General features: G+C 64.1%; 26 protein-coding genes and 1 riboswitch. Of the genes, 9 read left to right on the top strand and 17 right to left on the bottom strand.

What is annotated here, in order from left to right; genetic code table 11:
- Window positions 1–13: 13 nt before the first annotated feature.
- From GEV39_RS11840 to GEV39_RS11820, 5 genes are all read right to left on the bottom strand, one after another.
- Window positions 14–214, bottom strand: a complete 201-nt coding sequence (locus GEV39_RS11840; RefSeq protein ID WP_173889169.1) for a hypothetical protein — start codon at window positions 212–214, stop codon at window positions 14–16.
- A 58-nt stretch (window positions 215–272) separates the two neighbouring features.
- On the bottom strand, window positions 273–449 hold the full coding sequence (locus tag GEV39_RS11835; RefSeq protein ID WP_173889167.1) for a con-10 family general stress protein: 177 nt from the start codon (window positions 447–449) through the stop codon (window positions 273–275).
- A gap of 147 nt (window positions 450–596) precedes the next feature.
- On the bottom strand, window positions 597–1,880 hold the full coding sequence (locus tag GEV39_RS11830; RefSeq protein ID WP_173889165.1) for an NTP/NDP exchange transporter: 1,284 nt from the start codon (window positions 1,878–1,880) through the stop codon (window positions 597–599).
- Window positions 1,881–1,884: 4 nt separating this feature from the next.
- Window positions 1,885–2,793, bottom strand: coding sequence for an aldo/keto reductase (locus GEV39_RS11825; protein WP_173889163.1), 909 nt, complete (start codon window positions 2,791–2,793; stop codon window positions 1,885–1,887).
- Window positions 2,794–2,877: 84 nt separating this feature from the next.
- A complete protein-coding gene (locus tag GEV39_RS11820; RefSeq protein WP_173889161.1) occupies window positions 2,878–3,744 on the bottom strand; it encodes a Dyp-type peroxidase in 867 nt (288 codons plus the stop codon).
- A 183-nt stretch (window positions 3,745–3,927) separates the two neighbouring features.
- Between GEV39_RS11820 and GEV39_RS11815 the strand changes: the two genes are divergently transcribed.
- The gene (locus tag GEV39_RS11815; protein ID WP_173889160.1) at window positions 3,928–4,821 is read left to right on the top strand and encodes a bile acid:sodium symporter family protein; all 894 of its coding nucleotides are present in this window, start codon (window positions 3,928–3,930) and stop codon (window positions 4,819–4,821) included.
- An 11-nt stretch (window positions 4,822–4,832) separates the two neighbouring features.
- Here the strand turns inward: GEV39_RS11815 and GEV39_RS11810 are convergent, their stop codons facing one another.
- The gene (locus tag GEV39_RS11810) at window positions 4,833–5,300 is read right to left on the bottom strand and encodes a sterol desaturase family protein (RefSeq protein ID WP_173889158.1); all 468 of its coding nucleotides are present in this window, start codon (window positions 5,298–5,300) and stop codon (window positions 4,833–4,835) included.
- Between the two features lie 395 nt (window positions 5,301–5,695).
- On the opposite strand from GEV39_RS11810, the gene GEV39_RS11805 reads away from it, so the two are divergent.
- From GEV39_RS11805 to GEV39_RS11795, 3 genes are all read left to right on the top strand, one after another.
- The gene (locus GEV39_RS11805; protein WP_173889156.1) at window positions 5,696–6,409 is read left to right on the top strand and encodes an MgtC/SapB family protein; all 714 of its coding nucleotides are present in this window, start codon (window positions 5,696–5,698) and stop codon (window positions 6,407–6,409) included.
- Window positions 6,410–6,516: 107 nt separating this feature from the next.
- Window positions 6,517–7,017 carry a DUF4142 domain-containing protein gene (locus GEV39_RS11800; RefSeq protein WP_173889154.1) on the top strand — a complete coding sequence of 167 codons (501 nt, stop codon included), beginning with the start codon at window positions 6,517–6,519 and terminating at the stop codon, window positions 7,015–7,017.
- A gap of 14 nt (window positions 7,018–7,031) precedes the next feature.
- Window positions 7,032–7,283, top strand: a complete 252-nt coding sequence (locus GEV39_RS11795; protein ID WP_173889152.1) for a hypothetical protein — start codon at window positions 7,032–7,034, stop codon at window positions 7,281–7,283.
- Between the two features lie 111 nt (window positions 7,284–7,394).
- Here the strand turns inward: GEV39_RS11795 and GEV39_RS11790 are convergent, their stop codons facing one another.
- Together GEV39_RS11790 and GEV39_RS11785 are read right to left on the bottom strand one after the other, a co-directional pair.
- Window positions 7,395–7,556, bottom strand: coding sequence for a DUF6021 family protein (locus tag GEV39_RS11790; protein WP_173889150.1), 162 nt, complete (start codon window positions 7,554–7,556; stop codon window positions 7,395–7,397).
- 55 nt (window positions 7,557–7,611) lie between these two features.
- Complete coding sequence (locus GEV39_RS11785; protein WP_173889148.1) at window positions 7,612–8,598, bottom strand: DNA-binding protein; 987 nt, start codon at window positions 8,596–8,598, stop codon at window positions 7,612–7,614.
- A gap of 251 nt (window positions 8,599–8,849) precedes the next feature.
- Here GEV39_RS11785 and GEV39_RS11780 point away from each other — a divergent pair, with 251 nt between their 5' ends.
- Window positions 8,850–9,458 (top strand): helix-turn-helix transcriptional regulator, encoded by a 609-nt coding sequence (locus tag GEV39_RS11780; protein ID WP_173889146.1) that lies wholly within the window; start codon window positions 8,850–8,852, stop codon window positions 9,456–9,458.
- 117 nt (window positions 9,459–9,575) lie between these two features.
- Window positions 9,576–10,577: a threonine/serine dehydratase gene (locus GEV39_RS11775; RefSeq protein WP_173889144.1), complete on the top strand. Its 1,002-nt coding sequence runs from the start codon at window positions 9,576–9,578 to the stop codon at window positions 10,575–10,577.
- Between the two features lie 47 nt (window positions 10,578–10,624).
- Here GEV39_RS11775 and codA read toward each other — a convergent pair whose 3' ends face one another.
- The 5 genes from codA to GEV39_RS11750 all read right to left on the bottom strand — a co-directional run bounded on the left by codA (window position 10,625) and on the right by GEV39_RS11750 (window position 15,891).
- Entirely contained in the window at window positions 10,625–11,863 is a 1,239-nt protein-coding gene (gene codA / locus GEV39_RS11770; protein WP_173889142.1) for a cytosine deaminase, read from the bottom strand.
- Window positions 11,864–11,867: 4 nt separating this feature from the next.
- A complete protein-coding gene (locus tag GEV39_RS11765) occupies window positions 11,868–13,085 on the bottom strand; it encodes a PucR family transcriptional regulator (protein ID WP_173889140.1) in 1,218 nt (405 codons plus the stop codon).
- A complete protein-coding gene (codB, locus tag GEV39_RS11760; protein WP_173889138.1) occupies window positions 13,082–14,344 on the bottom strand; it encodes a cytosine permease in 1,263 nt (420 codons plus the stop codon). Before codB ends, GEV39_RS11765 begins: the two co-directional genes overlap by 4 nt.
- A 237-nt stretch (window positions 14,345–14,581) precedes the next feature.
- Entirely contained in the window at window positions 14,582–15,241 is a 660-nt protein-coding gene (gene tenA, locus GEV39_RS11755) for a thiaminase II (protein ID WP_173889137.1), read from the bottom strand.
- A gap of 2 nt (window positions 15,242–15,243) precedes the next feature.
- Complete coding sequence (locus GEV39_RS11750; RefSeq protein ID WP_173889135.1) at window positions 15,244–15,891, bottom strand: TenA family protein; 648 nt, start codon at window positions 15,889–15,891, stop codon at window positions 15,244–15,246.
- A gap of 89 nt (window positions 15,892–15,980) precedes the next feature.
- Window positions 15,981–16,095: riboswitch (TPP riboswitch) on the bottom strand.
- 106 nt (window positions 16,096–16,201) lie between these two features.
- Between GEV39_RS11750 and GEV39_RS11745 the strand changes: the two genes are divergently transcribed.
- Window positions 16,202–17,152 (top strand): site-specific integrase, encoded by a 951-nt coding sequence (locus tag GEV39_RS11745; protein WP_173889133.1) that lies wholly within the window; start codon window positions 16,202–16,204, stop codon window positions 17,150–17,152.
- Here GEV39_RS11745 and GEV39_RS11740 read toward each other — a convergent pair.
- Together GEV39_RS11740 and GEV39_RS11735 are read right to left on the bottom strand one after the other, a co-directional pair.
- A complete protein-coding gene (locus tag GEV39_RS11740) occupies window positions 17,142–18,284 on the bottom strand; it encodes a glycerate kinase (RefSeq protein WP_173889131.1) in 1,143 nt (380 codons plus the stop codon). The two genes, GEV39_RS11745 and GEV39_RS11740, sit on opposite strands and share 11 nt — an antisense overlap.
- A gap of 218 nt (window positions 18,285–18,502) precedes the next feature.
- Window positions 18,503–19,600 (bottom strand): sugar diacid recognition domain-containing protein, encoded by a 1,098-nt coding sequence (locus GEV39_RS11735; protein ID WP_173889129.1) that lies wholly within the window; start codon window positions 19,598–19,600, stop codon window positions 18,503–18,505.
- Window positions 19,601–19,763: 163 nt separating this feature from the next.
- Between GEV39_RS11735 and GEV39_RS11730 the strand changes: the two genes are divergently transcribed.
- Both GEV39_RS11730 and GEV39_RS11725 read left to right on the top strand, forming a co-directional pair.
- Complete coding sequence (locus tag GEV39_RS11730) at window positions 19,764–21,092, top strand: MFS transporter (RefSeq protein WP_173889127.1); 1,329 nt, start codon at window positions 19,764–19,766, stop codon at window positions 21,090–21,092.
- Window positions 21,093–21,250: 158 nt separating this feature from the next.
- Complete coding sequence (locus tag GEV39_RS11725; protein ID WP_173889125.1) at window positions 21,251–22,771, top strand: FAD-dependent oxidoreductase; 1,521 nt, start codon at window positions 21,251–21,253, stop codon at window positions 22,769–22,771.
- A gap of 35 nt (window positions 22,772–22,806) precedes the next feature.
- Here the strand turns inward: GEV39_RS11725 and GEV39_RS11720 are convergent, their stop codons facing one another.
- On the bottom strand, window positions 22,807–23,499 hold the full coding sequence (locus tag GEV39_RS11720; protein ID WP_173889123.1) for a TraX family protein: 693 nt from the start codon (window positions 23,497–23,499) through the stop codon (window positions 22,807–22,809).
- A gap of 3 nt (window positions 23,500–23,502) precedes the next feature.
- The gene (locus GEV39_RS11715) at window positions 23,503–24,579 is read right to left on the bottom strand and encodes a metal-dependent hydrolase (protein ID WP_173889121.1); all 1,077 of its coding nucleotides are present in this window, start codon (window positions 24,577–24,579) and stop codon (window positions 23,503–23,505) included.
- Window positions 24,580–24,595: the final 16 nt, after the last annotated feature.

Genomic DNA, 24,595 nt, shown 5'->3' with positions numbered 1-24,595 from the left:
TCCTCATGCGCGTTTATTGGCTGGGTTTCTGACCTGGCATAGGTTCAGGATCGGGCGCAGGTTGGGGCGCGGGTTTTTCGGCGGGCTGGTGCATCTGCAGGGACGATTTGGTGGTGTCGGCGTCGTCCTTGCCTGGGTGGCCATTGTCTCGATCGAAACAGCCCCCAACCAGCACCAGGGCGCCCGTCAGGGCGGCTACGGGTATCCATTGCATAACGACCTCCAGGTTTGCTTGACTGCAGTGCCGGTTGCCCGGCACTGCCAAGCCTCGTTTACGAGCGGCCACCTTTACGGCCTGATTCGCTGCTTTGGCCGCCGCTGGAATGTTGGCCGCCCTTGCGGCCTGCCTCGGAGGCTTTCTCGCGGTCATTGGCAAAGTTGCCCGAGTTCTTGTTACCGCCCTGGCTGCCTTGTTGATTGCCGGTACGGCTATTGTCTTTAGTGGCCATGGTCTGAAACCTCATATGATTTCGGGATGCACGGCATGAGCGCCGTACAGTACTTCGGAGTGCGGGCTCGAGAGGGGATTCGTTTCGATTGGCAGGCTTCGGACCGGTGGCATTAAATAAGCGGCAAGTCCTTATTTGGCGCGCCTTTCAGTCGCGCGGCGGATTATCCATATGGGCCTGACGGCGGCCAAGCCAGCCGCCGGTGGCCGCCCAGGCCACGGCCAGTACCGCGCCAATCAGCATGGCCAGTTGCGGGTGTTCCCCCATCACGTCCAGGGCACGCTTGAGCCAGCCACTGAGGGCGTCACCACCCCGGTACACCACCGTGTCGATGAAGTTCTTGGCCTTGTACTTGTCCTCGGCCGGCAACACAGTGAACAGCATCTCGCGTCCCGGGCGCACCAACGCGTACTCCCCTGCGCGGCGCACCACCATGACCATTACGAACACCGCGAACACGGGGGCCAGCGCCAGCCACAAGAAGCCCGCTGCCATCACCAGCGGCACGGCCATCAGCAATATGCCCACCCCCAGGCGACGCGCCAGCCGCCCGGTGAGGAAGACTTGCGTGAGGATGGCCAAGGCTTGAACAACGCTGTCGATCAAGCCGAATACCTGCGTTTGCCGGGTGGGGTCGGTGAAGGTCTGGCTGACGATGCGTGCCTGCTCGAAGTACAGGAAGGTACTGACACTTGCCAGCAACACCACGAACAGCGCGATGCCCAACAGATAAGGCGAGCGCAGTACCGCAGTGGCACCGGCCAGTGGGTTGCCGCCCAGCGGCCTTGCGGCACCACGCTCGGCATGCGCTGGCAACGGATGCTGCTGTCGCCAGCGCTGCAGGAACAGGCTTGCCCCGACGCTGCCGAGCAGGAATACCGCCGCCAGCAGCAGCAACCCGGCATGGCCCAGCGGCGCCACCAGTAGCGTACCCAGGATCGGCCCGCTGAGGCCACCCAGGCTGGCCCCGGCGGCCAACAGGCCGAACAGGCGCTTGCCTTGGGCCGAAGAGAACAGGTCGGCGAGCACGCTCCAGGCCAGCGAGATGGTCAGCAGGTTGAACACCGAAAGCCAGATGTAGAACACCCTCGCCGTCCACAGGTTTTCTGGCGAGCGGGTTATCAATACGGCGAACAGCAGCAGGTTGCTGACAAAAAAACCATAGGTACAAGGCAGGATGAACCGGCGTTGCACGCCGCTGGCAAGCCAGCCGAACACTGGCAGGCATGCCAGGCTGGCGATGAAGGTACCGGTGAACAACCACTGCAGGTTGTCCACGCCACCGGCAACGCCCATGGTTTCGCGTACTGGGCGCAGCATGAAATAACCGGTGAACAGGCAGTAGAACAGCAGCAGGCCGGCGATAACCGCCGGCCCTTCGCCAGGCTGTAGGTTCAGCCCTTGATCCAGGCGCCGCCGCCAGGCACTCATGTGCTTAGCTAAATTGATTGATCAGCGCCTGTTGCTGCGCCTGGGTAAGCAGTGGGCCCTGGCCAGCCTTGAGCTGGTCGAGCTGGCGGTCAGGTCGACCGGTCGCAGGGATTACTGTCGTCACCGCCGGGTGGCTGATGGCGAACTTGAGAAACAGCTGAGCCCAGCTGCCGATGCCTGCTTCAGCGGCCCAGCCGGGCAAGGGCTGGTCTTTGACGCGGGTAAACAGGCGCCCATCATCGAACGCGCGGTTGATCAGCACCGCTACGCCCCGCTCCTGGCACAACGGCAGCAATTCGCCGGCGGCCTGGGGGGCGCTGACTGAGTAGTTGATCTGGATGAAATCCAGCGCCTCACTGCGCACCAGCTCGGCGACTTCGGCGTGGCCACTGTTCAGGTAATGGGTGATCCCCACATAGCGGGTTTTGCCCTGCTGCTTGAGTTCGCGCGCATAGGGCAGTTGGGTTCGCCAGTCACGCAGGTTGTGCACCTGCAACAGGTCGACCTTGTCGGTGCGCAGCCGCTTCAGGCTGTCAGCCCATTGCGCTTGGGCTTCAGCGCGGCTGTCGGCGGCAATCTTGGTGGCAATGAAGCAGCGTGAATGCCAGCCCCCCTCCTCCAGCAATTGGCCAAGAATGCTGTCGGCGCCACCGTAATTGGGCGAGGTGTCGATCACCCGCCCGCCACCGTCGAAAAAGGCCTTGAGCACTGCCTGCAGTTGCTGGTAGGCAGCCGAGCCGGCTTCTACCTCGAAACTGCCGGAAGTACCGGCGCCAATCACCGGCAGTGCTTCACCGCTAGACGGCACGGCGCGGGTCAACATGCCTGCCGGCGTGGCTGCGTGCAACCAAGGGGCGCTGGCCAACAGGCCCAACGTAGCGCCCACGCGTAGGACATCACGACGTGCATACATGGAAAAGCTCCCGTCATTCCAGGGAAACTTCCAAGGCTAGCCGCTCTACCCGGCGCGCGTGGGCGTTTCTGTGTCTGGATGTTTTTACCTGGCCTGCAGCAGCGGGGTCAGGTCGACACCGGTGGCGCTGATTGGCGGGCACCAGTAGTAGCCGCCGCTCAGGGGGCGGCTGAAGCGGTACAGGCCGTCGATGATACCGTCCTCCAGGCCACTCATGCGCCGCAGTTGCACTTCGAAGGCATCGAAGCTGCGGCCCAGGGCAACGAAAGCCAGGCCGGCACCGCGCTGATCGGCCCATGATACCGAGCGGCGCACCATGAAGGCCTCGGGCTCGAAGCTTTCCTGGGCAGTACGCTTGACGTGTGCCGACTCGGGCGCGTCGTCGAGTTCTTCGTTGTCACTGAGGCGGCGGCCCATGATGTTGTCCTGGTCGGCCTGGGGCAGCGACTTGAAGTACGCCAGGTCGTGCTTCCACAGCTGAAACGCAGCAAAGCTGGAACCATCGGCAGCGATCGCTGCCTGCACCGCATCCTCGTCCACCGGGTTTTCCGTGCCGTCTTCGTAGCCGGTCAGGTCCAGCCCACCCCGGTGCAGAAACCCGTCAACACTGTCGGCCAAGCGCAGGGCTGGCGCCAACGCCTGCTCCAGTGCCTGGGCCCGCAGCAGCAGGTCGCCGCGTTCGTTACCACGCAGCCACAGCCACAACGCGTGCTGAGTGCTGGGGTTCTCTACCGCCGCATCCAGCAGCGGGAAGGGACGCAGGCCAGGTACTTCACGGCCCAGGGCCTTGGCCATGGGCGCGCCTACGCCGAGGATCACCTGCACGCCATCGACCTGCGGTAGCAAGGCATCGAGGGCGGCAGGCAACGCCTCAGGCGATTGCAGGGTGAAGAACAAGTGGCGGGCGTGGGCCGGCACCGGGGTGGCAAGCAGACCTTGCTGGAACGGCATGACAGGCTAATCCTCGAAAAAGGCGGCATGCTACTGCGCCTGCGGGCCTGCTGCAACGCGCCATGCAGGGCTGATGAGGGCTGTCCTTGGTAACAAATAGTTACCAAGAGCTGGCTTTTTGCAATTATCTATCCATCCCGGTCCACCTAGACTGCATCGGATCCTTCACCCGAGAGACTGCCGATGACCGCCTCGCCCCTGCTCACCGCCGTTCTGCCCCTGGCCTTGGGCATCATCATGCTGGGCCTTGGCCTATCGTTGACCTTGGCCGACTTCGCACGGGTGGTGAAATACCCCAAGCCCGTGGTGGTGGGCCTGGCCTGCCAGATTCTGCTGTTACCGCTGGTGTGCTTCCTGATCGCCAACGGCTTTGGCCTGGAGTCGGCGCTGGCGGTGGGGTTGATGCTGCTGGCCGCTTCGCCGGGTGGCACTACGGCGAACCTGTTCAGCCACCTGGCACATGGCGATGTGGCGCTGAACATCACCCTCACAGCGGTCAACTCATTGATCGCTATCCTGACCATGCCGCTGTTGGTCAACCTGTCGTTGAGCTGGTTCATGGCGTCGGACCAGGCCATACCGCTGCAGTTTGCCAAGGTCATGCAGGTGTTCGCCATCGTCCTGCTGCCGGTGGCGCTTGGCATGCTGATTCGCCGCTTTGCCCCAAAGTTTGCCGCGCGCATGCAAAAGCCGATGAAGCTGGTGGCGGCATTGTTTCTGGCATTCACCATTGTCCTGGCGCTGGCCAAGGACTGGCAGACGGTGGTCGAGTACGCGCCGGTCGTGGGCCTGGCGGCGCTGTTGTTCAACCTGTTGAGCCTGGCGGTGGGGTACTGGGTGCCGCGCCTGCTCAACATCCCCAAGCGCCAGGCCATCGCCATCGGCATGGAAATCGGCATACATAACGGCACGTTGGCGATTGCCCTGGCCCTGAGCCCGTCGCTGCTGAACAACCCGACCATGGCAGTGCCGGCAGCGCTGTACAGCCTGATCATGTTCTTCACCGCCGCCGGTTTCGGCTGGTGGGTCAGCCGAGGGCACGCCGTGGCGCAGCCTGAAAGCGGCACCGCCAGGTAACGCCCAGGCAGTCAGCGCCGGTTGCGCTTGCCCCGCAGTTGCTGTTTCAACACCTTCAACGGCGGCGCGTAGAAAAAACCGAACGACACCCCTCCGGTGCGCCCCTTCACTGCATGGTGCAGCCGGTGCGCCCGGTACAGGCGTTTGAGGTAGCGGTTGACCGGCCGTGGCCGGCGCGGCCAGTGCCGATGAAAGAAGCCATCATGGGCCAGTACATACAGTACGCCATAGCCCGCCACGCCACCGCCCACCCACTGCAGCGGCGCATGGCCGCCCTTGCCCAGGGCGATCAGGGCGGCGGCTACCAGCGCCAGCGCCAGCAGGTAGAGGTCATTGGTTTCGAGCATGCCCAGCTGTGGCTCATGGTGCGAGCGGTGCAAGCACCAGCCCCAGCCATGCATGATGTACTTGTGGGCCAGCGTACCTACGCCCTCCATGGCCACCAGGGTGCCGAACAGCACGGTCAGATTGAGCAGCATGGAACGGTCCGGGTGATCGCATAGGGTGGCGCAAGGTTACCGGCTGATGGCTTTTTTTTCCATGTGGCAGGCCCGGCTGCTGGGCATTTGCCGATTAAGGCATTGTCATCTTTCCCCACTTGACCGGTATTGCCGCGGGGCGTATGTTCCGCGTCGCAATTTAGCCATCCCAACAGGAGACCCGCTTTGGACAGTAGCCCCAGTCGCTTGCGACAGGCCCACGTGGCGCGCTAGCTCGGCAGTGTCCTGCACTGTCTGGCCAGCCTGGCAAGACGGTGGTTTCTTGTAACCCCGCTTCACCTCCCTCCCCCCGTGGTCCTACGCATCTTTCTGGTTTTTCAACCGCGCCCAGTGAAGGCGCTCATGCGGGCGTGTGCCCGTGGAAGAGGTGAGCTATGGATTGGAACGTTTTTCTGCTGCGCGTGGGTGTCGCGCTGCTACTAGGGGCGCTGATCGGCGCCGAACGCCAGTTGCGCCAGCGCCTGACCGGGCTGCGCACCAACGCACTGGTCAGTACCGGGGCCTGCCTGTTCGTGCTGATGACCCAGGCAGTACCCGGCATGGCCGCTGCCGACGCTTCACGCGTTGCCGCCTATGTGGTCTCGGGCATTGGTTTTCTCGGGGGCGGGGTGATCATGCGCGATGGCTTCAATGTGCGCGGCCTTAATACCGCCGCCACCTTGTGGTGCACGGCAGCGGTCGGTGTCTTGTGCAGCCTGGGGCTGTTGCTGGAGGCCGCGCTGGGTAGCCTGATGGTGCTGTGCGCGAACATCCTGCTGCGCGACATCGCCCAACGCCTCGACCGCCAGGGCATTGTGCCTGCCAGCGAGGACGAGCAGCATTTCGAGGTGCGCATCGTCTGCCGCGCCGAGGACGAAATTCAGGTGCGCAGCCTGATGCTGCACAGCCTGGCCGACCCGCAACTACGCCTGCAGTCGCTGCAAAGTGCCGACCTGGACAACCCGGCCAGGCTTGAGGTGCGTGCAGAGTTGTTGGGCACCGCCCAGGCACCGGCGCAGTTGGAGCGCCTGGTCAGCCGGGTCAGCCTGGAAAAGGGCGTTAGCTCAGTGCGTTGGCAACTCCAGCAACACGTGCTGGCAGCAGACTGAGCGCCACCGGGGTCGCCGCCGGTGGTGAAAAAGATTAAACCTTTGCCCTGCCACGGCCCTCAACCGTACGCGACACTGAGGTCGCGCCAAGGTTTAAGGAGTGCAGCATGAGCAGTCTCTTCATCAAGCGTGTCGGGTTATCGATGGTGCTGGGCCTGGTATCGGCCCACACGCTGGCAGCCAGCTCCGATGATTTCGTCGATGCAGCGGTCGAATCTGGCATAGCCGAAGTGGTCACCGGCAACCTGGCCCAGGAAAAAAGCCAGAACGCAGAGATCAAGACCTTTGCCCAGCAAATGGTCACCGACCATACCCAGGCTAATCAGCAACTCGCCGACATCGCCCGTAAACTGGATATTTCCGTACCCGACGACGCGGCGATGACTGACAAGGTCAAGAAGATGATTCTGGAATGGCGTGACGACTCGTTCGACAAGTCTTACCTCAACAACCAGGTCGATGCGCACGAGAAAGCGGTCGAGCTGTTCAAGAAAGAAGCTGCGTCCTCCGACAAGGCTGAGCTGAAGGCCTTCGCCAGCGAAACCCTGCCTAAGCTGGAACAGCACCTGGAGCACGCCAAGGCACTGCAGGCCAAACACGCTAAGTGAACGTGAGGTTCGATATGAGTAACGATGCACTGAAAAGCGAAGTACTCACCCGTCTGCTGCATGCTCACCCGCAGGGGCTGGGCAAGGAAGTGCTGGACAACTATCGTGGCGAGAAGGCCGTTGCAGGTATGCTCAAGACCCTGCAGGACGCTGGTCTGATTCATGATGGCAGCGTGGTGGTCAGCGATGACCACCAAATCAGCGTCCAGTACCCCATCAAGCTGTCGGCGGCCGGTGTGGACGCCGCCAGGCAAGCCGAGGGCTAAACGCTGGTAAACCGGGGGTTTTGCGGAGCCTGGCCTTACAGGCCCGGCAAATTCCTCGGTAAACCCGCCAGCCCATTTCGCTCAGCTGGCGGGCTTTTCTGCCTGGGATTTCTACTTCTTCTCCACATCCCTGGGTGGCTTGGCGGGGCCCTGCGGGTCAACCTGTGGATCGTCGAGGTCCGGTGAATCCGGGTCGAAACCCAGCTCACTCTTCTTGTCCGCCTGCTCCGACGAGTGCGGCCCCTGTTTGTGCGGTGGATGTTTATCAGGCATGGCGATATCTCCTTGAGGTGTTTAGGGAAGAAAGCGCTGCTTCGAAAAAGTTTGATTAACCTGCTGCTTCGGCCACCAACGCCCGGCACTGCGCCAGCGCCTCGTCACGCTCGCGCAGTTGTTCCTCGAAGTATTTCAACTGCCGTGCTTGCTCGGCACACAGCTCGCGCCGCTGTTCAAGGCTCTGTGCCTGGGTATCCAGTTGCCGGCGCATTTCCTCACTGGCGCCCTGCGCCTGCGCCAGGATCGTGCGCAAACCCTGGATCTGCGCATCACGTTGCTCCAGCAACTCCCCTTGCGCCCGGCATTCGCTGGCCACTTGGCGGTGCTCGCCCAGCAAACGTTCGTTATCGCGGTGCAGGCGGGTCAGCTCGTCCTGCTTGACGATCATGCCCTGCTGCAATTGGCGCATTTCCACCTGCAACTGCTGCAACTGCGCCTCGTGCCGCCGTTGTTCCTGCTCGCGCTGCTCACGGCTAGCGCTGCGGTAATGCTCGAGGGCGTCGCGGGCATGGCGGTGCTTGTCTTCCAGTGACTGGATCTGTTCGTCCTTGTCTGCCAGACGCAGCTGCAGTTCGCCCAGCGACTGGTTGAGGCTCGCACTGCGTAGCTGTTCGGCCTGCAACGTGCTTTGCGTGGACAGCAGCCGCTCGGATTCGGCAGCCAGTGCCGCGGCATCGATCTGGTGCTGCTGGTGCGCGGCCGCCAAGGCTTGCTGCGCGATTTCGAGCTGCGCCTCCAAATGTTCACGCTGCTGGGTAAACGTGCTTTCGGCCTGCTCGATGGTCAGATCGGCCTCGTCCTGCAACTGGGTCGCCAATTGCCCAACCATGCGGGCCAGCACCTCACTCAATGCAACGCCACCTTCCGAGGCAACCGGCTGCTGGCCGTTCAACTCTTTCAGGTAGCGGTGAATGGTGGTTTTCGAGCCGGTATTGCCCAGCTCGATACGAATGGCATCGATGCTGGGGTTTTCGCCCCGGGCGATCAGCGCCTGGCGTGCCTGCTGCACCACCACCTTGTTTATACCACCCCGGGCCATGTGTGCTCCTACGATTTCGTACTGTAATATGTAGCATGTAATTACGTACTGATTATGCCAATCATGGCGTTGGCCGGCAAAGGTTTTCTCACATGGAATAATCACGGCTTATCGCATGTGAAGGGTAAATTCGTGCGATTGGTAGTACTTGTAGTGGTACCAGGCTCGGCAACCACCCGCCTTGTGTCCCAGGCGCTTTGCCGCCACCATGAACGTCCGGTTCCTGCCCCTGCGAAAAGCACCCGATACCAATGACCCTGGATAACTACAAGGCAATTGCCGACAGCATCGCCCTGTTGCTGTACCCGCACGCGGAAGTCATCGTCCACGACCTGCGCAGCCAGACGGTGGTGCACATCGCCAACAACTTTTCCCAACGCACCTTGGGTGACGACTCGGCGATCGATCATGAACTGGGCGACTTGCTCCAGGGCACGAACCTTGGCCCTTACGAGAAACTCAACTGGAACGGCCAGAAGGTCCGCTCGATCAGCACCCTGCTGCGCAATGCCCAGGGCGAAGCCGAGCACCTGATGTGCATCAACCTGAACGTGTCGGTACTGGAGCAGGCCCGTGTTGCGCTGGATGCGTTTTTCCAGATGAGCCGGCTGGTTCCGCAACCGGACGCGTTGTTCCGTAACGACTGGCAGGAGCGCATCAACACCTTCCTGCATGGCTGGCTGCAGGCGCGCAACCTGTCACTGCAAACGCTGCGCATGAAGGACAAGCGCAGCCTGGTGCAGGCACTGCATGCAGAGGGCGCGTTCCAAGGCCGAAGTGGCGTGGACTATGTGGCCAACGTACTGAGCATGGGGCGCGCGACCGTGTACAAGTACCTGAAAGAGCTCAAGGCCCTTTAAACCCACTGTCGCTGGCTTGCCGGGATGAGCACGGCGAGGCATGCGCACGCCCGCTTGTGTCGAATAGAATAAACGTCTACGGTAGACGGATATTCCATATCTATGCAGGTTTACAGCATGGCAGCCACTCCCGCTCTTGCGCCCGTTACCGATGCCACCCATTTGGATGGGCTTTTTCGGTCCATAAAGGATGCCCATACGGCACTACGCCCTGCCGTCAGTGTGACGCCACTGACCCGCAGCGCCCGCCTCTCGGAGCAGACCGGTTGCGATGTACTGCTTAAATGCGAACACCTGCAGCACACCGGTTCGTTCAAGTTTCGCGGCGCCAGCAACAAGATCCGCCTGCTGCCAACCGAACAGCGGGCTGCCGGGGTGATTGCCGCATCTTCGGGCAACCACGGGCAGGCCTTGGCAATGGCCGGCAATGCTGCTGGGGTGCCGGTAACGGTGTACAGCGCCGCTTCAGCGTCGGCCTACAAGCTGGCAGCGATGCGTGCCTTGGGCGCCGAGGTCATCTGCCTGCCCACCGACCCGTTGGGTGCAGAACTGGAGGCCGCCAGGCAAGCGCGGGTGCGGGGTGTGCCATTTGTGTCGCCGTACAACGACCTGCAGGTCATCGCAGGCCAAGGCACCCTCGCAATGGAGTTGTTCGAGCAGGCACCCGACCTGGACGCGGTATTCGTCGCGGTGGGCGGCGGCGGGCTGATTGCCGGTATCGGCGCCGCCCTGCGCGTGCTCAAGCCAGGCACCGAGATCATTGGTTGCTGGCCCGAAAATGACCCCGCACTGGCGCGCTCGCTACAGGCGGGTGAGATCATCGAAGTGCAGGCGCGCGAAACCCTTTCCGACGGCACCGCCGGTGGCATCGAGCCAGGTGCTGTCAGCTTCCCGCTGTGCCAGGCGCTGGTCACCGGGACGGTGCTGGTCAGCGAGGACGAAATCCGTGCGGCCATGCGCGATATTGCCCGCCACGAGCGCTGGATCATCGAAGGCGCTGCGGCAGTTGCCGTCGCCGGGATGCAGAAACTGGCCAGGCAGTACCAAGGCAAGCGGGTTGCGGTGGTCCTGTGTGGCCGCAACATTGTCCTGGACAAGTTCCTCGAAGCGGTCGGGTGACAGCTGACGCAGGGCCCGGCATTGCGCCGGGCCCCAACGTCAACCGCTCAGAGCAGGCGCTGCACCTGGGCTGGGGTACGCTGCATCAGCACCTTGCCATGGCGCACCGAGACCAGCGCATGCCCTTGGCTGCGCACCATCTCGTAGTCATCGGGTGCCGACAGCAGCAACAGGTTGGCTGGGCGCCCCACCTCGATGCCATAGTGCTCGCCAAGGTTCAGGGTGCGGGCGCTGTTGTCCGTGATCAGGTCCAGGCAACGCTGCAAGTCTTCGTAGCCGAGCATGTGGCAGATGTGTAGCCCCGCTTCGAGAATGCGCAGGATGTTGCCGTTGCCCAGCGGGTACCACGGGTCCACGATGGAGTCCTGGCCAAAGCACACGTTCATGCCGGCGCGGTCGATTTCGGCTACCCGGGTAACCCCACGGCGCTTGGGGTAGTTGTCGAAGCGCCCTTGCAAGTGGATGCTTTCGGTTGGGCAGGACACGAAGTTGATGCCCGACAGCTTCAACAGGCGGAACAGCTTGTAGCAGTAAGCGTTGTCATACGACCCCATCGCCACGGTATGGCTGGCGGTGACCCGGGCGCCCATGCCACGTACCCGGGCTTCCTCGGCCAGAACTTCAAGAAAACGTGACTGCGGGTCGTCGGTTTCGTCGCAGTGCACGTCTACCAGGCAGCCGCTGCCCTCGGCCAGGTCCATCAGGAATTTTATCGACGACACGCCCTGGTCGCGGGTGTTCTCGAAATGCGGAATGCCCCCCACCACGTCGGCACCAATGGCCACCGCTTCGGTCATCAATGCCCTGCCGTTGGCATACGACTCGATGCCTTCCTGCGGAAACGCGACGATCTGCAGGTCGACCAGCCCGCGGACTTCGTCGCGTACCTCGACCATGGCCTTGAGCGCGGTAAGCGTCGGGTCGGTGACATCGACATGCGTGCGCACATGCTGGATACCGTGGTCCACCAGCATGCCAATGGTTTTCTTCGCGCGGGCCTTGATGTCATCGTGGGTGGTGAACTGCTTGCGCTCGGCCCAGCACTCGATGCCCTCGAACAGCGTACCGCTCATGTTCCACCTCGGCTCACCGGCCGTCAGGGTGGCGTCAAGGTGGATGTGCGGCTCGACAAAGGGCGCTACCACCAGGTTCTGTGCAGCGTCCAGGTCGCCGGGCGCCTGCGCCACTGCATTGGCCTGCGGCACGATTGCGCTGATGCGCTCGCCAGCAAGTTCAATGCGGAACAAGCCGGGTTTGCCGCGCAGCCGGGCGTTGATGATGTTCATGCGGTTACTCCTTGCCGTGGGCTTCGCTCATGCGCCATACCAACATGGCGACCGAAGCATTCATGCGAAAAAGCGGGTCGTCGATCGACTGTCCGCTCAGTTGTTCGATGCGCTGTACGCGCTGATTGACAGTGTTACGGTGCAGGCCCAGGCGCTGGGCGGCTTTGAGGCTGTTGCCATTTTCCATGAGCAAGGCGTCGAGGGTGTGGACCAATGCAGTGGCTTGCTTACGCCCTGGTGCCAGCAGCGGGCCAAGGGTACGGCTGACGAAATCGTCGATCAGCGAGCGGTCGACGATGCCCTGCAGCAAGCGCAGCACCCCCAGCTCATTGAAATTGCAGTAACCACTGGCCGGGCGCAGGTGCCGGGCCACATCCAGTGCCTGGCGCGCTTCGTTCAAGGCCTGGCGGTAGTGTGCACAGTCTTCGGCAAGGCTGGAAAGCCCCATGTACAAGCTCAACTCGCCGGCTACCCCTTGTAATTGCCGGTACAGCGCGGTCAAACGTTCCGGCAGGTCTTGCGTGTCGGCCAGCAACACGACGAACAGGTCACCGGGCAGGTGCGCCGTGACGCTGCCCGGCTGCTGCCGGCACCAGGCTTGCAGTTGGTCCTCCAGGGCCTGGCGGGTGTGCTGCCAGCGCCGCTCGCCGAGTGTCAGCCCCAACCGCTCGAACAGCTCATCGACCCCGGCCAGGCGCAAGGCCAGCAGCCGGCGCGGCTCATCCAGCGCCATTTGCAGGTGCGCAGCGCGCTGCCGGGCAATCGCCAGGCTTGGGTAATCGCCACTGAGCAGTTGGCCGAGGATGTCGTTGCGCGAGCGGCGAACCTGGGTCATCTGCACCAGCGCAGTACCGATCAAGTGGGTGACCACCACCATTTTCAGGGCGTAAGGCTGTTCGATCAGTGGCAAACCCAGCTGCTCGGCACGGGCAATCACCGCAGGCGCAATGTGCTGGATGAAACTGCCGCCGGTGAGTATCACCAGCCCGGCAATGCCGACGGCTTCGCCGTCTTCGACCAGGGCAAGCAGGTTGGCCTCACCCCGTGGGTGGTTGATGCCGGTGACGAACACCAGCTCGCCGCCCATCACCCATTCGGCGATACCTTCGTTTTCTGCCACGTAAGGCCAGCGTACCCGCCGTTGCAGGTTGCGCGCCCCGGCGCGCACGCTCATCTCGTGCAGGCCGGGCAGCTGCAGGATTTCTTCCAGCGCCAGGCTCACGGTTCGACGCCCGCCTGGGCCGCTGCGCGGCGCCCGCCCAGCTCGAGCACGACGATGTAGCACAGCGCCGAGGCGCCGATACCCACCAGCGGTGCCACCCACGGCGAAGCGTAGGCCAGTACGGCGCCAACGGCGTAGGCGAACAGCCCGACCAGGTTGTAACGGGGCAGCGTTGCAGTGCCCAGCGCCGGGTATTTGCCACGGTGGCGGTACCAGAAATCGGCCATGATCACCCCACCCACCGGCGGAATGATCGAACCCAGCAGCACCAGGAACGGGATCAGCATCTCGTACATCCCACCCATGGCCAACACGATACCCACAGCGGCCGCCAACAGGGTCGCCGTGCGCCGCCGCTCGCTGCGCAGCAGGTGGCACGCGGCAGCCGAAACGTTGTAGATGGTCGGCCCCTGGATGGTCCACAGGTTCAGGCACAGCATGACCACTGCGGCAAAGGACAAGCCCTGCAGCATCATCACTTCGACGATATCGGCCTGCTGGTAGACCATGGCGCACCAGGCGCCTGCCACCACCATCAGGCCGTTGCCCAGCAGGAACGCGACCACACTGGCGCTCACCGCTACCCGCCCGCTGCGCGACAGGCGTGTCCAGTTGGTCGCCTGGGTAGCGCCGCTGGCAAAGGTGCCGAACACCATGGTCACTGCCGCGGAAAACGTCATGGTCTCATGCGGTACCACCGCCGCCAGGCCGGCGAACCCACCGGCATCGCGGGTGGCGATGTACATCGACACCAACAGCAGCACGAACATCAGTGGCACCGAAACCCGGGCCAGCACATCCAGCCCCTTGAAACCGAGGATGGCGGTGACGCTGAAGCCCAGGCCGAAGACCACCATCAACGGCAGGCTGAAACCCTCTGCCAGGCCAAGCAACTTGACCAGCACGATCGCCACCGTGGCGGTGCCCCAGGCGTACCAGCCCAGTTCGGCGAAGCCCAGCAGGAAGTCGGACAGCCGGCTGCCTGCCTCCCCGAAACAGAAACGCCCCATCAACACCGTGTTCAGGCCGCTACGCGAGGCAATGAAGGCCAACGCGGCGGCATACAGCGCAAGCAAGCTGTTACCGAGGGTGGCGACCCATAGCATGTCGGCGAAACTGAACGCCATGCCGAGTTTGCCGCCGGCAAACATGGTGCCGGTGAAGAAGGTGAAACTGAACAGGACCATGGTGATCGGCAGCAGGCCCTTGCGGGCTGATGGCGGCGCTTCGCTGAGTGGAAATTCGCTGGGTGAGCTCATTGCACGGGGCTCCAGGTTGTAGTTGGGAGCAGCTGGAGCAAGATGCGGGCCGCTTTTTGCGGCCGCCAAACAGCGAAAAAAACCGGGCATGCAGCCCATTGCTGCATGTGCACAGTGACCAGTAAAGCTGGGTTTTACCCCGGTGAAAGTGTGCGGCACGACTTCTTTTGAGGCATTCATGCACCAAAGCGGTTCCGGGCTGAGTAGTAACCACTCAGCCCGACACCGCACGCAACGTTATGCCGCCCCGTCCAGCCCCATCTGCCAGAAATCCGCTTCCAGGCTGGAGGCCTGGGCGAAAATGGCTGCCAGTTCGGCAAAACGCTGCTCGGTCATGCTGCGTGCTGCCAGCTCGTCGAGGTGCCGGCGAGCTGCCGCAGCCACCCCCTGGTAGGCTGCACCCGCGTACTCGCCAATCCACTCGCGGTATGGGTGGCCGCTCAAGTCGCCAATCTGCTCGGCCAGGGCGCGGCCGATTTCGGCATAGCCGACCACGCAGGGGGCCAGTGCCACCTGCAGCTCCAGCAGGTCCCCGGCAGCGCCGCAGTCCAGCACGTAACGGGTGTAGGCCACGGTGGCCTGATGCTCTGGCGCCGCTTCAATGTCGGCCTGGCTCAACCCCCAGCGCGCGCACAGCCGCAGGTGCAGCTCGGTTTCATCGAGAATGGCCGCCAGCGTGGTCTGTGCGGCACGAATGTCCGCCGGGCGTCGGCTTTTGTAGGCAGCCAGCGCCCAGGCCCGGGCAAACTGGACCAGGAACAGGTAGTCCTGCACCAGGTAGGTACGAAACGCTTGCTCGCTCAACGTGCCCTCGCCCATCTGCTGCACGAAGTCGTGCGTGACATAGCGGGCCCAGGGGCGATTGGCGGCGGTTTTCAGGCGTTCGAAGATATCCATGCTCACTGGCCCTCCGGGTAGATGGCGTCGAAGAAAGCCAGCTCCAGTGCCACGGTGCGTTGGTAGAAGTCACTGGCCAGCGCCGCGGCCTGCGGGCCTACCCGGTCCAGTTCGGCCTGCAGGAAGGCAACGAAGTCCTGGAAGGCCGGGTTGTCATGCAGCGTGATCCATTCGGCATGGACAAAGTTCTCCGGCAAGGGCTTTGGCGCTTTTAGCGCCCAGTCCAGGTACAGGCCTTCGGCAACGTTGAGCACCGCCAGCGCCGCCGCGTAGGAACGGGTGGCGGCCGCTTCGCGCATGATCGCCTTGAAACCGGCGGTGGGTGCGGTATCGGCGGGTTCACGGCGTTGCGCCGGGCTGACATCCAGCGCCTCGAACGCGCGCAGGAAATAGGTGTTCTCGTCGCTGCAGATCATGCCGGCAAAGCGGCCGAAGCGCAGCCGGGCCTCGAAGGTATCGGCAGTGGCGATGGCGGCACCGAGCAAGGTCAGGAAGCTGTCGAGAAAGCGGTGGTCCTGCACCAGGTAGTCGATAATGATCGGCGCCGGCAGGCTGCCGTCGCACAGTTGGGTCACGAAACGGTGGCCAACGGCGGCCGACCAGGTCGGGTCGCTATGGCGGCGCAGGGTCTGGCTGAAGCGTTCGGTCATGGTGCTGTCCTTGTGGGGGGATGGCAGCGAGACCTTGGCACTGGGCATGAACGAGCCTCGCATGTGAGGCCGGCAAAAAGGCAGGTAACGACACGTATCGAGCCCATCCCTTCGCCGGCATGATCCGGATCAGGTTCGAAGGGTCACCGCGCTGCGATGCTCAGCGGTTTCTCAGCCCGTTGCCGGGCTCCCCTTGGTCGCGCTCAGGTATACCGCAGCGTGCCGCTGCTGTACAGCGCGCCCGATCACGCCCGGGACAGCCGGGTGATTTAGGTTTATCGTGTAGCCGTCCTCCACCGCCGCTTGCACCATGACCGATATCGAACGCTACCTGCGCGCCGCCACCCGCGACAACACTCGGCGTAGCTATCAGGCTGCCGTCGAACACTTCGAAAGCCACTGGGGCGGCTTTCTGCCGGCCACCGCCGAGAGCATCGCCCGCTACCTGGCCGAGCATGCCGACCAGCATGCGGTCAGCACCCTGCGCCAACGGCTGGCCGCGCTTAGCCAGTGGCACGTTGCCCAGGGCTTTCCCGACCCCACCAAGGCCCCCCTGGTGCGCCAGGTGCTGCGCGGCATTCGTAGCTTGCACCCCGCCCCGCCCAAGCAGGCAGCGCCGCTGCTGCTGCAGCACCTGCAAACGGCGGTCGCCTGTTTTGAAGAGGAAGCCCGCCAGGCCCGTGAGCGTCACGACCTGGCCGCCTTGCGCCGCGCTCGGCGCGATAGCGCGCTGCTGTTGCTGGGCTTTTGGCGGGGTTTTCGTGGCGATGAGCTGGCGCGCCTGCGCGTGGAGCATGTCCAGGCCGAAGCGGGTGTCGGCATCACCCTGTTCCTGCCACGCAGCAAGGGTGACCGCGAAGCGCTGGGGGTGCAGCACCGCACCCCCGCGCTCAAGGCCCTGTGCCCGGTCACGGCCTACCTGCAATGGCTGGAGGTTGCCGGCATTGCCCACGGGCCGGTGTTTCGCAAGCTCGACCGTTGGGGCAACCTGGGCGACAGTGCGCTCAACAGCAACAGCCTGGTGGGGCTGCTAAGGCGCATGCTGGCACGCGCCGGTGTGCCGGCAGCCTTGTATACCGGCCACTCGCTGCGGCGCGGTTTCGCCACCTGGGCCACCGCCAATGGTTGGGAGTTGAAAGCGTTGATGAGCTATGTGGGCTGGAAAGACGCCAAGTCAGCGCTGCGCTACATCGATGCGGCACAACGCTTCGGCGAACTGGCCGCCCTACCGGCCGGCCATGAGCAGGTACTCATCCCCTGACGGCTGCGCAGCGCCACAGGCGGGCGATGTCACAGGCCCGCGCCTGCAGCAGCTCAACGGCATCGGCACACGCCTGCTCCAGGCTCATTGGCCCACTGCTCAGGGCAAAGGCCGCATCCACGCCGTGCGCATACAACTGCTGGTAGCCCTCACCCAAGGTCCCGGCCAGTACCACCACCGGTACCCCGTGGCGCTTGGCGACCCGGGCCACGCCCATTGGCGTCTTGCCGCGCAAGGTCTGTGCATCGAAGCGGCCCTCGCCCGTCACCACCAGATCAGCACCTTGCACCAGGGCATCGAGCCCGGCCAGTTCCGCCACCACCTCTACCCCGGGGCGGAACTGCGCGCCCATGAATGCCCGCGCGGCGAAACCCATGCCACCGGCGGCGCCACAACCTGGGTAGTCACGCACATCCTCACCCAGCAACTGCGCACAGTGGTCGGCAAAATGCCCCAGCGCCTGGTCCAGCGCCTGCACCTGCTGCGGGTTGGCGCCCTTCTGTGGGCCGAAGATCGCCGATGCACCGTTGGCCCCGCACAGCGGGTTGTCGACGTCGGCAGCGACCTCGAATTGCACCTCGGCCAGCCGCGGGTCGAGGTCGCTCGCGTCAACACGGGCCAGCTTGGCCAGGGCAAGGCCGCCTTCTTCCAGCGTTTGCCCATTGGCATCCAGCAGGCGCAGGCCCAACGCACGCAACATGCCGCTACCGGCGTCGTTGGTGGCACTGCCGCCAATGGCCAGCACCACGCGCTGTGCGCCGGCAGCCAACGCGGCGGCAATCAGCTCGCCGGTACCCCAGGTGCTGCTGCGGCAGGCATCGCGCTGCCCGGTTGGGACCAGCTGCAGGCCACTGGCCTGGGCCATTTCGATGATTGCCGTGCGGCTGTGCGGCAACCAGCCCCAGCCGGCTTCCACGCTCTGCCCCAGCGGCCCGCGCACGGTCTGGCGGCGCAGCTCGCCGTCACTGGCGGCAAGGATCGCGTCCATGGTGCCTTCGCCACCATCGGCCATCGGGCATTCGACCACCTGCACACCCGGGCAACCCTCACGCAAGCCGGCAGCGATGGCGCGCGCAACCCCGGCAGCATCGAGGCTGTCCTTGAACGAGTCGGGGGCAATGACGATCTTCATGGGGATTCTCCTGTCCTGATGGCGGCATGCTGACAGCTGTACGCCCAGGCGGCCTCGGTCAAATGCACAAAACCCCGGGTGGGTTGTTTGGGCGGATGCCTTTGGCCTGTTGCGCCCTATCGCCGGCAAGCCGGCTCCCACAGGAAATGAGTGCTGCCCTCAGGCCTGTATCTGTGGGAGCCGGCTTGCCGGCGATAGGGCCGCAGCAGAGAAATGTTTCAGTCTGCAGGCAACAGCTGCAACCCCAGGTACAAGCTCAGCATGCCTTCCATCCGCAGCGGGTCGACCTCGCTCAGTTCGGCAATCCGCTCCAGGCGGTAGCGCAGGCTGTTGCGGTGGATGCCCAAGGCATCGGCACAGGCCTGGCTCTGGCCGTCATGGGCACACCATGCCCGCAGCGTGGTCAGCAACTGGCCGCTGCTGTCCTTGACGCGTATACGCTGTAACGGCTCCAGCAGTTCATCCAGTGCGTCATCATTGCGGTGGCGCCACAGCAGCGCCGGCAGCCGGTAGCGCTGCAGGCTGAGTAGGCGTTCGCCAGGCAATACCTCACGGCCATAAGCCAGCAAGTCACGCACCCGACGGTAACCCCGGCGCAACTGCTCCAGGCTCTGCGCGGCGCTGCCCAGGGCTAGCCGTTCCACTTCCCAGCCATGCCGTTGCAGGCGTTCCAGCAGGCGCGGCTCATCCAGTGCGACACCCGCCGGGCGGCACCACAGCAACGACTGCCGCGCTGGGCTGACGCACCAGCTGTCTGGGTAACGGCTGATCAACCACGCTGCCAGTGCCTCGGCGGCCGGCCCCGAGGCCAGTTCGAACAAGCACGGCACGCGCGGCAGCTGTGGCTTCAGGCCCAGTTGCCGGGCTTCGTCGAGCAACCGCGGGGAATCACCGCTGCCGCCAAGCAGCAACGCCAGCAGGTCGTCACAGCGCTGCCGCCGCCACTGCTGGTCGGCCTGCAAATGGCGCTGGGCCAGCAGCATTTCGGCGGTCATGCGCACCAGTTCGGCATACGTGCGCACGTGCTGCGGGTCGCCGGTCAGGCCCAGCACGCCCATCAACCTGCCGTCGAGCATCAACGGCAGGTTGACCCCAGGCTGCACGCCCTTCAGGCATTTGGCCGCGTCAGTGTCCAATTCCACGATCCGGCCGTTGGCAAGTACCAACTGGGCGCCTTCATGGCGGGTGTTGATGCGTTCCGGCTCGCCGCTGCCCAGGATCAACCCCTGGCTGTCCATGACATTGACGTTGCACGGCAGAATGGCCATCGCCCGGTCAACGATATCCTGTGCCAGGTCATGGTCGAGTTCGAACATTGCGCGGTCCTTAGGGTGTTAGGCTTTTGGGCTCGGGCACAGCAGCCCGCGCCGGGCACTGTGCAAAAGCACAAAGACAGGCACGCCGCAGTCCCCGAGACTCGTCAGGGCGAGCGCCGGCACAGGCGACGCGGCGATAACCATAACAACAGAGAATCCGATCATGGCACACAGCTCAGCCCCTGACCAAGGCACGGACACCACCCGCAACGCGCTGTACCGGCGCATTACCCTGCGGCTGATTCCGTTCATTTTCATCTGCTACCTGTTCAACTACCTGGACCGCGTCAACGTCGGCTTTGCCAAGCTGCAGATGCTCGACGCGCTGAAGTTCAGCGAAACCGTGTACGGCCTTGGCGCCGGCATCTTCTTCATCGGCTATGTGTTGTGCGGCCTGCCCAGCAACCTGGCGCTCAACCGCTTCGGCCCTCGGCGCTGGATCGCGCTGATGATGATCGCCTGGGGCAGTTTGTCCACTTGCCTGATGTTCGTCACCACACCGACCGAGTTCTACACCTTGCGCCTGCTCACCGGGGCGGCCGAAGCCGGCTTCTTCCCGGGTGTGGTGTTGTACCTTTCGCGCTGGTTCCCGGCAGCCAGACGCGGGCGCATCATGGCCCTGTTCATGTCGGCTATCCCGGTTTCGGGCCTGCTGGGCGGGCCGTTCTCCGGCTGGATCCTCGAACATTTCGCCGCCGGCCAGCATGGCCTGGCCGGCTGGCAATGGATGTTCCTGATCCAGGGCTTGCCGACCGTGGCCCTGGGCGTTCTGGCAGTGTTCCTGCTTAGTGACGGTTACCACAAGGCTGCCTGGTTGAGCGCGGGCGAACGCCAGCTGATCGCCGCAGACCTGGCGGCCGATGCTGCCAGCAAGCCTGCCACTACCGGCGACAGTGTGCTGGCGGTACTGACCAACCCGCTGATCTGGACCTTTGGTTTCGTCTATTTCTGTATCCAGAGCGGTGTCTACGCCATCAACTTCTGGTTGCCGTCGATCATCAAGGGCATGGGCTTCGACAACCCGCTGTTGATCGGCTGGCTCAGCGCCATTCCGTACTTGCTGGCCGGCGTGTTCATGATTCTCTGCGGGCGCTCGGCCGATTTGCGCAACGAACGCCGCTGGCATCTGGTGGTGCCGATGCTCATGGGCGCCATGGGCTTGCTGATCGCAGTCAACTTCGCCGCCAACCCGGCCATTGCCATCCTTGGCCTGTCCATCGCCACCATGGGCGCGCTCACTGGTCTGCCGATGTTCTGGCCGATGCCCACGGCGCTGCTCAGCGCCAGTGCCGCCGTGGCTGGCCTGGCGATCATCAACTCGGTCGGCCAGATGGCCGGCTTCCTCAGCCCGTACCTGGTGGGGTTCATCAAGGACCAGACCGGGTCCACCGATACCGCCCTGTACGCGTTGGCGGCACTGATCGTGCTCGGTAGCCTGGTGGCGCTGCGCGTGACCAGGGCCGGTGCATTGAGTGCTGCCCGGGCCAATTGAGCCCGCTGCCAGATCACGCCAGCATACTGATGCAACGGGGTGTTCTGGTGGCACCGGGCCTGGCCCGGTACCACCGGAACACCGGTCGTCAGCCCAACGCACCCCCTCCCCACCTCAGGCGTCAAATGGTTCCAAAGGCCCCCTTTGGAGAACCCCCCATGACCCAGTACGCCGTGGCTTGCCTGGCACAACTCGACGAGCACCGCCCGTTGCGCGTTCAGGCCGGCAGCGAAGAGATCATCCTCGTCCGCCAAGGCCAGCAGGTGCACGCCTACCAGGCCAATTGCCCGCACGCCGGCGCCCCGCTCGACGAGGGAGTGGTGTGCGCTGGGCTACTGGTCTGCCTGTGGCACAAAGCCGCGTTTGCCGTCGACCACGGCGCAGTCTGCGAACCGCCGGCACTTGCCGACCTGCGCCGCTACCGGGTGTGGCTCAAGGGCGATCAGGTGTGGGTCGATGACCAGCCCCTGGCCGCCGTCGAGCCGCCCAGGCACAGCGACGCCCGCTGCTTTGTGGTGGTGGGCGCCGGGGCCGCAGGCAGCGCGGCGGTGGCCGCCCTGCTCAGGCAAGGTTTTGCCGGCCGGTTGGTGTGGATAGACCAGGAGCGTCAGCCCGCCTATGACCGGACCTCCCTGAGCAAATTCGTGATCGCCGGGCAGATGCCCCCCGACGAAGTACCCGCCTTGCTCGACGCCGATGCCTTGCGCCAGGGCCAACTTGAGCGCAAGCACGGCAAGGTGCGCAGCGTGAACAGCCAGCTCCGCCAAATCACCTTGGCTGACGGCCAGTCGATCGAGTATGACGCGTGCCTGCTCGCCACCGGCTGCAAGCCCGTGCGCCCGCATTTGGCCGGTATCGATCTGCCTGGGGTGTTCACCCTGCGTTCACGCGACGATGCTGAGCGGGTGCTCGATGCGGCCGAGCCCGGCCAGCCGGTGGTCATCGTGGGCGACGGCTTCATCGGCCTGGAGGCCGCTTCGGCCCTGCACGCTTACGGCGCGCGGGTGCATGTGGTTACCCGCCACGAGCTTCCCCTGGCCCGACAGTTGGGTGAACGCATCGGGCGTTGCCTGCGCACGCTGCATGAGGCTCAAGGGGTGGCTTTTCACGGCCCCACCGAGGTCAAGCTGATCGAAGGCCAGGGGCAGGTCGAGGCAGTGGTACTGGCCAATGGCGAGCGCCTGCAAACAGCCTTGGTCGTGCTGGGAACCGGCGTCAGCCCCGCGACGGCGTTTCTGCACGGAGTGCCCCTGGGGGAAGACAAATCGGTGAGGGTCGACGCCGACATGCGTGCTGCCCCTGGCCTGTGGGCGGCAGGGGACATCGCCACATTCCCGCTTACCGGGCGCCCGGTGCGCATCGAGCACTGGCGTCTGGCGCAGCAACAGGCGGTGATCGCAGCGGCCAACATGCTCGGCGAGCAACGCCGCTACGCCGACGTGCCGTTCTTCTGGACCTACCAGCACGGGGTTACCTTCGAGGTGCTGGGGCACGCGCAGGACTGGAACCGCATCGAATTTGTCGGCGAGCCGGAAACAGGTGACTTCATCGCCCTGCAATGTGTGAACGAGCAGGTCGAGGCGGTGATTGCCAGGGGGTATTCCGACGCCATGGCGGTGCTGTCGCAGCGCATGAAACAGCCATTGACCCTGCAACAGGCCCTGACGCTGATCGGCTGAAGGGGCGTGGGTAGGCCCGCCCTCCGATCACAGGCTCAGGACAGCACCTTTATTACTAGCAGATGCACTGGATAAAACAGATAGCCCCAGCGCCCCACTGCCGGCACCCGCCAATCATCATGGCGCAACAGCGCTAAGCCAAGCGCGAGCGCCGAGGCCGCGCTCAGCAGTGTGAGCAAGGTGATCGGTGCCAGCAAATGCGCCTGCAACCAGCTATTGGTCAGGTTGCCGCCCATGGCCAGCAGGCAAGGCAACACCCAGGCCGCGCCGCCCTGCCGGCGCGCCATCAGGCAGGCGCCTGGCAGCAATACCCCGGGCACCCCATACATCAACTGCCCACTGAACAATAAACCTGCCAGCCCGGCCGCCAAACCCAGCAAACGCAGCGAAAGCAATGGGTAATGCACACCCCAGGCCACCAGCAACCCCAATACCAGCGTCGGCATCACGTTCAATGTCTGCGAGCCGCCGTCCAGCCAGCGATATGCAGGTTCCGACAGCACCGCGAACAGCAGCATCAGCCCCAGGTAGCGCACATTGCCCATGGTATTGAAAGCCGCTGCCCGGGCCCGCTGCACATTCACTGCAATGGCCAGGCAAAACAACGGGAACGCCAGCCTGCCCACCACGAACAGGCCATCGGCTGTGGGCCATATGAAGCGCAGGTGATCGGCGATCATGGTCGCCATGGCGGTCCATTTGACCAGGTCCAGCCCCGCCGAGCGCAACCCTCAGCGCTCGCGTTCGACAGGGCTGACGCCCAGGTAGCGCTCGGTCCACAGGGCCAACGGCAGCGGTGGTTGCTGCTCCAGGACACGCCGCCAGATCAGCACCAGGTCGCGCCTGTTGAACATCGACCCGGGCCCGGTGCTTTGGAAAGCTGCTGGCACATCGACCACCCACTGCCCCTGGCTGTCCCGGTGGGCCATGCGGAAACGGAAGCTGTAGTTGCCCGGGATACCCATGCGCAAGTCCGTGACCACCAGCACGTCGCCGACCTGGTCGTAACGCAACCAGTCATCGGTGAACCAGCGCAGACGTTGGTACAGCTCATCGGTGGCCAACACCTGCGCCAAGTGCATATTGCGCGGCAAGCGCTGCATTTCTGGCGCCTGCCGGTCGAAGGCGCTGCTGATGCCTTCGTAGTAGTCGCCCCCCGGGGTTTTCGCCAACACTCGCCAGACCAGGCTGTTGAAGGCAATGGGCACGGCCCGCAGTTCAGTGGTGATGATACCTTGCTGGTCCAGTGCGGCCTGGAAGCGCTGCTCGGCGGCCATGCGCCCGGCAAGGCCGAAGCCGAGGTACGCCGTGCTGAAAACCAGTGCCAGGGTCAGCAGCCGCGTGGCCCTGGCAGTCACCCCGCGCACGGCCGCGTAGATAACGGCGGCCACCAGGGGCAAGGTATACACCGGGTCAATGATGAATACCGCAGCCCAGCTTTGCGGTGTGACTGGCAGAGGCCAGAACAACTGGGTGCCATAGACCGTGAAGGCATCGAGCAATGGGTGGGTGATCAGCACCAGCCAGAACGCCAGGAACAGCCTGTTCAAGGTATAGCCTTTGTCGGGCCAGCACTTGTTGACCAGCCAGGCCAGCAGCAAGGCCAGCCCGGTGAGCACGAACAGCGAGTGGGAGAAGCCGCGGTGGTAAGTCATCTGCGACACCGGGTCGGCGTAGCGGATGATCACGTCGAGGTCCGGCAGCGTGCCCAACGCCGCGCCGTACAACAGCGCGCGGCGGCCTTGCAGGCGGCCCAGCACGGCACCCTGCAGGGCGGCGCCGAGTACAGCTTGGGTAATCGAGTCCAAGGGAGCATTCCTGGCA

The organism is Pseudomonas sp. NY5710 (genome assembly GCF_013305665.1).
GTDB lineage: Bacteria > Pseudomonadota > Gammaproteobacteria > Pseudomonadales > Pseudomonadaceae > Aquipseudomonas > Aquipseudomonas juntendi.
The sequence above is the reverse complement of the archived record's forward strand: the minus strand, read 5'-3'. Positions and strand labels throughout refer to the sequence as shown.